The following is an 8,098-nucleotide window of genomic DNA, read 5'->3' on the forward strand; positions in this document are numbered from 1 at the left end:
CAACAACTTTTCTATGGGCCGGAAAATACCTAAAACCCTATTAGGGATTGAAACAAAGTCGGACTCGTACCACATTTCAAGATGCTTAGCACAGGCCGGAAAATACCTAAAACCCTATTAGGGATTGAAACCAACGCCTATGTGTACAACAAAGCGCGTCGTTCCGCAATCGAAAAGCCGGAAAATACCTAAAACCCTATTAGGGATTGAAACTTTAAGACTCATGTTTTTTCCCCTTTTTCCAGTCAGGCCGGAAAATACCTAAAACCCTATTAGGGATTGAAACAAGCATAATAATTGAGCTTAACCACAGCGTATCGCCGGAAAATACCTAAAACCCTATTAGGGATTGAAACTATACCAATGATATCGATCCGCAATGGCATTGTGAGCCGGAAAATACCTAAAACCCTATTAGGGATTGAAACTAGCCGTGACAAAGGTGATCCGCAGAATGAAGGAAGGCCGGAAAATACCTAAAACCCTATTAGGGATTGAAACCTGTTCGCTTGTTGTATCCACTCTTGATCCGATTGCCGGAAAATACCTAAAACCCTATTAGGGATTGAAACTTTTTAAATTTATGGGAGTACGTTTTCTTAAATCAATACCGCCGGAAAATACCTAAAACCCTATTAGGGATTGAAACCAAAAGCGCTACACCTCGGCGCTTTTGAATCACTACGCCGGAAAATACCTATTTTCCGGTCTAGGGCTTGAAACCGTTATACCTGTGCAGATTGGCACAATCAAAAACAGCAAGAAAAACCCTAAATTCGTATCGGGGATTTAGTATTATTTTTGGCAATTGATATCAAAAACCAGTGGTATTAATCTTTGCGTAATTCCCAGAAACCGGGTTTCTTCCCAGATACTCTCGCCACCAACCTAGATTTTCTGAGAAACCCGGTTTCTTAATCTTTGCGTAATTCCCAGAAACCGGGTTTCTTCCCAGATACTCTCGCCAGCAAACCTAAATTTTCTCAGAACACATCAATATTATCCACATTACAACTGTATTAACCGATCGCACATCCCACTCAAACTCAACAATACAAACAACCGTAGCCACCATAATATCGGATAATTGGGAAGCAATTAACCAGGCCACCAGCATGAGTATTGACCAACTAAACACAGACTACAGCATCGCCGGCCACCTCACCTTCGCCACCGGAAACGGCGGTTTCCCGATGATTCACATCGACAACGGCCAAGCCAAAGCCTTAATTTCTGTGTATTCCGGCCAAGTGCTCTCCTTCCAACCAGCCACCGAAACCGCAGATTTGATGTTCCTCAGCGACAAAGCCTACTACGCCGAAGGAAAAGCCATCAAAGGCGGTGTACCAATCTGTTGGCCCTGGTTTGGCCCAGATCCCGAAGGTTTGGGCCGCCCAGCCCACGGTTTTGTCCGCAATCGCCTCTGGAATGTCGTCAACACCTCCACCACACCAGACGGCGCAACCCAAGTCACTTTAGGCCTCAAGGATACCGAGGAAACTAGAGCAATTTGGCCCCAAGCCTTTGAACTGGCGATCGTAATTACCGTCGGCACCACTCTCACAGTAGAATTAATCACCCGCAATCTCGGTGACAAAGCATTTCCCCTCACCCAAGCTTTCCACACCTACTTCCTAGTCGGCGACATCAACCGCGTGCAGGTTTTGGGTTTAGAAAACAGCCAATATCTTGATAAAGTTGACGGTGGAGTCGAAAAAACTCAAGTAGGTGCAGTTGTAGCTGTCGGTGAGGTCGATCGAATTTATCTCGATGTCACCAACGAATTCGTCATAGACGATAGCGCCCTCAATCGTCGAATTCGGATTAAATCATCTGGCAGTAAATCCGCCGTTGTGTGGAATCCCTGGGTGACAATATCTAAAAACATGGCCGACCTTGATGATGCAGATTATCAGCGCTTAATCTGCGTAGAAACGACCAATGCTGCGACGGATATTGTGGAAGTTCCCGCGCATGGCGAGTTCAGTTTGCAGGCAATTTATAGCGTTGAACGCGATTAATAGATGAGAGCTTAATCTCAGCGGTGATGGAGCTAAAATTCCCAGAGTTGGATTGAAAAACTCTGTCACCGTAACGACGAAGAATGTCTTACCTTCAGAGATATTGCTATAATGATATCTCAAGAAAAGTTATAGGAAAATCAACAGCGAACATCTGGTATTGTGACCACAAACAAATTTGACGAGGAAATTTTATTTATGTCTTCCACTACTCGCGAACAACTACATCAACAGATTGATAGCTTACCAGATCATATTGTTGAACAAATTGCCAGCTTAATCCTATCTATAACCACCCAACAGAAAATACCAGCATCAGAATACACGGAATGGCAAAGTACCCAGTGGCAAGATTTTGCATTAACGCAACTTTTCGGCGAAAATGATGAGATTGAATATTCTTTAGAAGATGCTCAAGAAATCTATCAACCATGAAATCAGGTGATATTGTAGATGCGCGCCGAGCCCAGAAACCGGGTTTCTTCCTAGATATTTAGTTGAGAATCTTAGATTTTTCACAGAAACCCGGTTTCTTTGGTACTTATGTGTAAGTCCTAATACTCTCAAATGCAATAAATGTAACAATTTTAGATAAAAATTTGCTGTAAAATAAGGTGTTTCCAAAATATTACCATCAATGATTATGCAAAATTATAACTGGACAAAACTGCAAAACGGCTCAGACATTCGCGGTATCGCCCTCGAAGGGGTTCTCGGTGAACAAGTCAACCTCACGCCCGAAATTGCCACAATCCTAGGTAAATCCTTTGTCAGTTGGTTGGTGCAAAAAGTCCACAAACCTGTGGAAAAGTTAATAATTGCGATCGGGCGTGACAGCCGCCTCTCCGGGCCAACATTAATGCAAGCAGTCATGGACGGAATCGCCTCAGTTGGTGCCACAGTCTACGACTTTGAAATGGCCTCAACTCCCGCCATGTTTATGAGTACAATCACCCCCGATTTTCTGTGCGACGGCGCGATTATGCTCACAGCTAGCCATTTACCATTTAATCGCAATGGCTTAAAGTTTTTCACCGCCAATGGTGGATTACAAAAAAAAGATATTACCGATATCTTAACACTAGCTGCCAGCAATGAATTTCAGTCAGCCGCAGCGCCCGGTAAGATTACCAAGCATGATTTTATCTCAGTTTATGGCAACCAATTTGTAGAGAAAATTAGGGAATCAGTCAATCATCCCGATAATTTTGAGCAGCCACTAGCTGGATTGAAAATTGTTGTGGATGCGGGGAATGGTGCGGGCGGATTTTATGTTGATCAAGTCTTAAAACCTTTAGGTGCAGACACCACCGGCAGTCAATTTTTAGAACCAGATGGTACTTTCCCAAATCACGTGCCGAATCCCGAAGATAAACAGGCAATGCAGTCAATTTGTCAAGCGGTAATTGCCAATCAAGCTGATTTTGGGATTATTTTTGATACGGATGTCGATCGCAGTGCGGCTGTGGATCAATTTGGCAAGGAACTGAATCGCAATCGGTTAATCGCGTTGATTTCGGCGATCGTCCTCCAAGAGCACCCAGCATCAACCATCGTCACCGATTCTATCACATCCGATGGTTTAACGCAATTCATCGAACAGGATTTGCAAGGAATTCACCATCGGTTTAAACGCGGCTACAAAAATGTGATTGATGAGTCGATTCGCCTCAATCAAGCCGGACAGGAATCATGGCTAGCCATTGAAACTTCTGGACATGGCGCTTTGAAGGAAAATTACTTTCTGGATGATGGCGCTTATTTGGTCAGCAAATTGTTGATTGAATTGGCTAAATCCAAGCTGGCTAATCAATCTTTGCCAGATTTGATTGCAAATTTACAAGAACCTGAAGAAAGTGCAGAGTTTCGGATTAAAATTGGTGTGGATGATTTCAAAGCCCACGGAAATCAGGTAATTGAGCAACTGCAAGAATTTGTCTCAACCCAAACGGACTGGCAAATCGTGCCCAATAACTACGAAGGTTTGCGAATTTCCTGCACGTCAGCTAGCGAATCGGGCTGGTTTCTGCTACGCTTGTCACTGCACGATCCGGTGATGCCTTTGAATGTTGAGTCTAATATTAAGGGTGGTGTTGCTCAAATAGTCGATCGGCTTTTAGCTTTTTTCCAAACAACAGAATCCCTTGATTTGTCGGCACTATGGAGATAAGACCCACCCCTAACCCCTCCTGGGAGGGGGACCGGATCTAGCTCCCCTCTAGAGAGGGGCTGGGGGTGTGTCCTCTAGAGAGGGGCTGGGGGTCTGTTTCCGCCTCGGCCTTTGAGCGGGATTGGGTTGTATCCATTCTGCAAAATCCAACCCTGAATAACCTCTAGAACACCTTCAACGTGATACTTTGCATCTTGTTCTGTAAAGCGCAAAAATCTCACGCCAAGCGATTCCAACCGAGATTGTCGTTCTCGATCGCGCTTTTGCGCTTCCTCACTGTCATGGGAAGATCCATCAATCTCGATCGCCAGCATTAATTGTTTGCAGTAAAAGTCTACTATGAATTCATCGATAGGCCGTTGGCGATCGAAATCATAGCCCATGATTTGTTTGCCTTTGACATATTTCCAAAGACTGATCTCGCCTGGGGTCATATTGTTGCGCAACTGGCGAGCAAATTCCTTAAGTTTGGGGTTATAGGGGATGATGTGGTATCTCATAAAGTTGAAGATACGTAATTGTGATTTATCTTATGATACCCCTCCCATAGGTGGTTTCCTTGGTGGCTAAATCCAAAATCCAAAAAATAATATCCGATCGCACCTCACCTTTACCCGATCGTGGCACAATCTGTTTCACACTATTAATAAACCAAACCAAAGGAGGAATTTTATCATGTGGCTGTTAATCATTAAATGTTCTGCGGAAAGCTGGACTCTCAATTCCAAAGCTTTCAAAGTCATTGCTGACAAATATCCGGCTACGCCTCTTTCTTCCAAAAAGATGAAAGGCGACGGTGAACGGATCATGGAATATCAGATTGAGAATGTCAATGATGTAGAGGATTTTATGGAAGAATGCTTGACTTTAGAGGGCTTTACTGCTAGTTTTGAATCTCTGTAAATCTAAAATTGACTGAGAGTGCGATCGCCCAAATCGACTAAAATAATTCTAGGATTGGCGATCGCAACTTTCCCCAGCATGGTTAAAATTAGTTAGAGCTACGAATGCGCCCGTTGTAATTGACTGTGATGCTTCCTTCTTGGGAAACAGTCACAACCGTCTCTACCGTATAGACAGACGAACCGGGTTTGTAACCTTGAAAAGTAAATGTCCAAGTACCATCGCCATTGTCAACAAAAGGCGATTCTGCTGATGCACCGTGCATCGATGCTTCGGCTCGATATTGTCCCAAACCTCCGTTAGCATTTTCTGCTGCTTGACGGGCTAAGTTTTTGGCTCGATTCAGTTCGATGTTATTGGAAATAACTGTAATATCGGTGAGTTGACTTTGAGAAGAGCGAAGGGGATTGCTCAAGGCGGGGGAGACTCCAACAGCTAAGGTTGAAAGCGCTATCAAACAAGTCAGTCGGGTGTTTAGTTTCATAATACAAACTCTTTATAGTTTCTAAACTCTACAGGGCTTGCGCTAACATACCCGGAATAGAGAATACGGCGGTTGAAACCGCGTCTACACAAACGATGTCCGAGATCAGAGGGACTCAAGAAAATAACGTAAAATATAATTTTTACCGGTTTTCTTCAACCCGCGTCGGCGGGTTTTGTTTTTGTAGACGCGAATTCTATTCGCCCGGTTTTCTTCAACCCGCGTCGGCGGGTTTTGTTTGTGTAGCCGCGAATTCCATTCGCCCGGTTTTCTTCAACCCGCGTCGGCGGGTTTTGTTTGTGTAGCCGCGAATTCCATTCGCCCGGTTTTCTTCAACCCACGGAGGCGGGTTTTGTTTTTGTAGCCGCGAATTCCATTCGCCCGGTTTTCCTCAAACCAATTTTACAGTGAATCAATTAATTTTTAATTTTCACTTTTGAATCTGCGGGCGTTTCCCCATCGTTCAAATAGCGGTAAGTCATTTTAGAAATATCCCGAATCAATGTTTGAGCTGGTTTCTCTGTTTCCGCCGGATGCTTCACCATCACCGCTACTAAATAACGCTTACCGTTTGGCAAATCCACCATCCCTGCATCGGCTAGCATTGTATTTATGTTGCCCGTTTTGTGAGCAATCACTGCTCCTTCGCCCAAGCCTCTCGGTAGCAAAGAATCGTTTTTAGTTTGGCGCATGATTTGCAAAATACGATCGCGCGATTTGACAGAAACCAAATTTCCGCGATCGATCTGGGCTATGATATTGATCAAATCCTTTGGGCTGGTAGTATTCGTTCCCTCCAAATCCGGCAACTTATTCCGCAACACCGTCGCCCTCAATCCCCAGTTGGCAAATTGCTGATTCAAAACCTCAGCACCTCCCAACAACTCAATCATCATATTTGTCGCCGTATTATCGCTGATCACAATCATTTTTCTGGCAACTTCCAAAGCCGAATATTTCTTACCAGGCCCGTCATCCTGCATATCTCCAGAACCGCCCACAATATTTTCCGGCTTCACAGTTAACATCTGATCTAACTGGATTTTGCCCTCGTCTACTGCTTGGAAAAAAGCTACTAAAATTGACACTTTAATTGTGCTCGCTGAAGCAAAAGGAGTATCGCCGTTAAAATTTAGGTAGCTTCCACTATCTAAATCAACTAGAAATATTCCTGCTGTCAAAGTGGGATTTTCTGTTGCTAAAACCTGAACTTCCGTTTTCAAAGCTGCTAATTCTTGATTCAATTGCAATGCTTCTGGGGCGGCTGGGGCTGCAATTGCGCTATCGGCTGGGTTCTTGCCTGCGGGCGTTTCTTGTGTCGCTACACTCGATCGACTCACAGCATTTACCACTGACAGCAGCGTACCGCAAATCACCGCAATCCCAACTCCCAAAATCAGCAACCGAGTAGCGTATACCAACGGTGGCACGTTCCGAGTTGCAGAGCGTTTGCCCGGTCTCTGGCTCGATTGCGAGCGTGGCTTCGGCACGGGAGCTTTTTTGAGCTTGGGGGCTATTACCGAGTCTGGAATGCTCTCTGGTGGTGTGCTGGCTCGACTTTTTCGAGGTGCGAGGGGAGTTGTAGTTTGGGTTTCGCTGATGGGATTGCTGGCGGGAGTGCTGACAGGAGAAGTCGGTTCGGGAAAAACGAACATATCCACAGCAGCGAGGCCTTTTTTACGCGGTTGGCGAGTCTTCGACTGGGGAGTTTTGGTAGTTCGGGGTTTTCTGGGATTAATCGCCGATTGGGGATTTGACAAAAAGTCCTGCGCGCTCAATTCTGCGGCGGTAGGTGCGGGAGTATTGGCTCTACTTCTCTTGCTGCGGCTTGGTTGTGGTGGGAAAGTCGCAGGTTCTGATGTTGGAATTTCCGGGCCGTTTGGCGGTTGAGGAGGGCGGCGGCTACCGGATTTGCCAGACTGACTTGCTTTGCCGGATTTAGGCGGCTTTGGGCCGGAGTCGGCAGAGGCCAGCGAGGACATCACTGATAATATCGATCGTTTGGGAAACCGCTCTGCCACGTCTTACTCCTTGTACACTGTAAAGTTTAAGTTTAAGATTTTTTAGCTTACCAGCCAATCAATTTGAGATTTTGGATTTGAGATTTTGGATTGATCCCAAACGCACCCGTGGTATCAAAAACCGGGTTGATTGCTGGGAAATTACCTTAAAGCGTAGGTTTTTAGTCAAGAAACCCGGTTTCTTTGGTGACAAGTGGGTAGGTCAAGTTGTCACCAAAAATTGTTAATCTCACATCCCAAATTATCACCATTTGCCCTAAGTATCCGTTGGATTTTCGGGCAGAGCCCCATCAAGAATATCAGAAACTGGCGATCGCGGATAACTTTTTAATCCCCATTCTGTTTGACGAATCACGCCCCGTAGCATGGCGACTTCATCCACTGTCGGATAAGCGCGATTGTACAAACGCCGAAATTTTTCCATCCGACTTGCTGCTGTGTGCGGCTGCAAATAGCCAATTTTCAGCAGCAGCGTTTCTAGTTGCTGGTAATATCCCTC

7 protein-coding genes, 1 pseudogene and 1 CRISPR repeat array (1 of these 9 only partly in view) are annotated in these 8,098 nt (G+C 45.1%); of the genes and pseudogenes, 4 read left to right on the plus strand and 4 right to left on the minus strand.

What is annotated here, in order from left to right; genetic code table 11:
* Positions 1 to 722: direct repeats of the CRISPR family, unit length 37 nt; unit sequence GCCGGAAAATACCTAAAACCCTATTAGGGATTGAAAC; it begins 1,071 nt to the left of the window's first position.
* Positions 723 to 1,115: 393 nt separating this feature from the next.
* The 3 genes from K4039_RS15455 (at position 1,116) to K4039_RS15465 (ending at position 4,191) form a co-directional block, all read left to right on the plus strand.
* Complete coding sequence (locus K4039_RS15455; RefSeq protein ID WP_265236271.1) at positions 1,116 to 2,021, plus strand: D-hexose-6-phosphate mutarotase; 906 nt, start codon at positions 1,116 to 1,118, stop codon at positions 2,019 to 2,021.
* A gap of 198 nt (positions 2,022 to 2,219) precedes the next feature.
* Positions 2,220 to 2,456 (plus strand): hypothetical protein, encoded by a 237-nt coding sequence (locus K4039_RS15460; protein WP_265236273.1) that lies wholly within the window; start codon positions 2,220 to 2,222, stop codon positions 2,454 to 2,456.
* A gap of 208 nt (positions 2,457 to 2,664) precedes the next feature.
* A complete protein-coding gene (locus tag K4039_RS15465) occupies positions 2,665 to 4,191 on the plus strand; it encodes a phosphomannomutase/phosphoglucomutase (RefSeq protein WP_265236275.1) in 1,527 nt (508 codons plus the stop codon).
* Positions 4,192 to 4,265: 74 nt separating this feature from the next.
* Here the strand turns inward: K4039_RS15465 and K4039_RS15470 are convergent, their stop codons facing one another.
* The gene (locus K4039_RS15470; protein ID WP_265236277.1) at positions 4,266 to 4,691 is read right to left on the minus strand and encodes an endonuclease domain-containing protein; all 426 of its coding nucleotides are present in this window, start codon (positions 4,689 to 4,691) and stop codon (positions 4,266 to 4,268) included.
* 175 nt (positions 4,692 to 4,866) lie between these two features.
* Between K4039_RS15470 and K4039_RS15475 the strand changes: the two genes are divergently transcribed.
* Positions 4,867 to 5,094: a hypothetical protein gene (locus K4039_RS15475; protein ID WP_265236279.1), complete on the plus strand. Its 228-nt coding sequence runs from the start codon at positions 4,867 to 4,869 to the stop codon at positions 5,092 to 5,094.
* A gap of 88 nt (positions 5,095 to 5,182) precedes the next feature.
* Here the strand turns inward: K4039_RS15475 and K4039_RS15480 are convergent, their stop codons facing one another.
* The 3 genes and pseudogenes from K4039_RS15480 to K4039_RS15490 all read right to left on the minus strand — a co-directional run.
* Complete coding sequence (locus K4039_RS15480; protein WP_265236281.1) at positions 5,183 to 5,578, minus strand: hypothetical protein; 396 nt, start codon at positions 5,576 to 5,578, stop codon at positions 5,183 to 5,185.
* Positions 5,579 to 5,994: 416 nt separating this feature from the next.
* Positions 5,995 to 7,599 carry a serine hydrolase gene (locus K4039_RS15485; RefSeq protein WP_265236283.1) on the minus strand — a complete coding sequence of 535 codons (1,605 nt, stop codon included), beginning with the start codon at positions 7,597 to 7,599 and terminating at the stop codon, positions 5,995 to 5,997.
* Between the two features lie 256 nt (positions 7,600 to 7,855).
* Positions 7,856 to 8,098: pseudogene (locus tag K4039_RS15490) on the minus strand (RNA methyltransferase); the annotation flags it as partial.

Origin of the sequence: Lyngbya sp. CCAP 1446/10 (assembly GCF_026130175.1) — a bacterium.
Lineage (GTDB): Bacteria > Cyanobacteriota > Cyanobacteriia > Cyanobacteriales > Microcoleaceae > Microcoleus.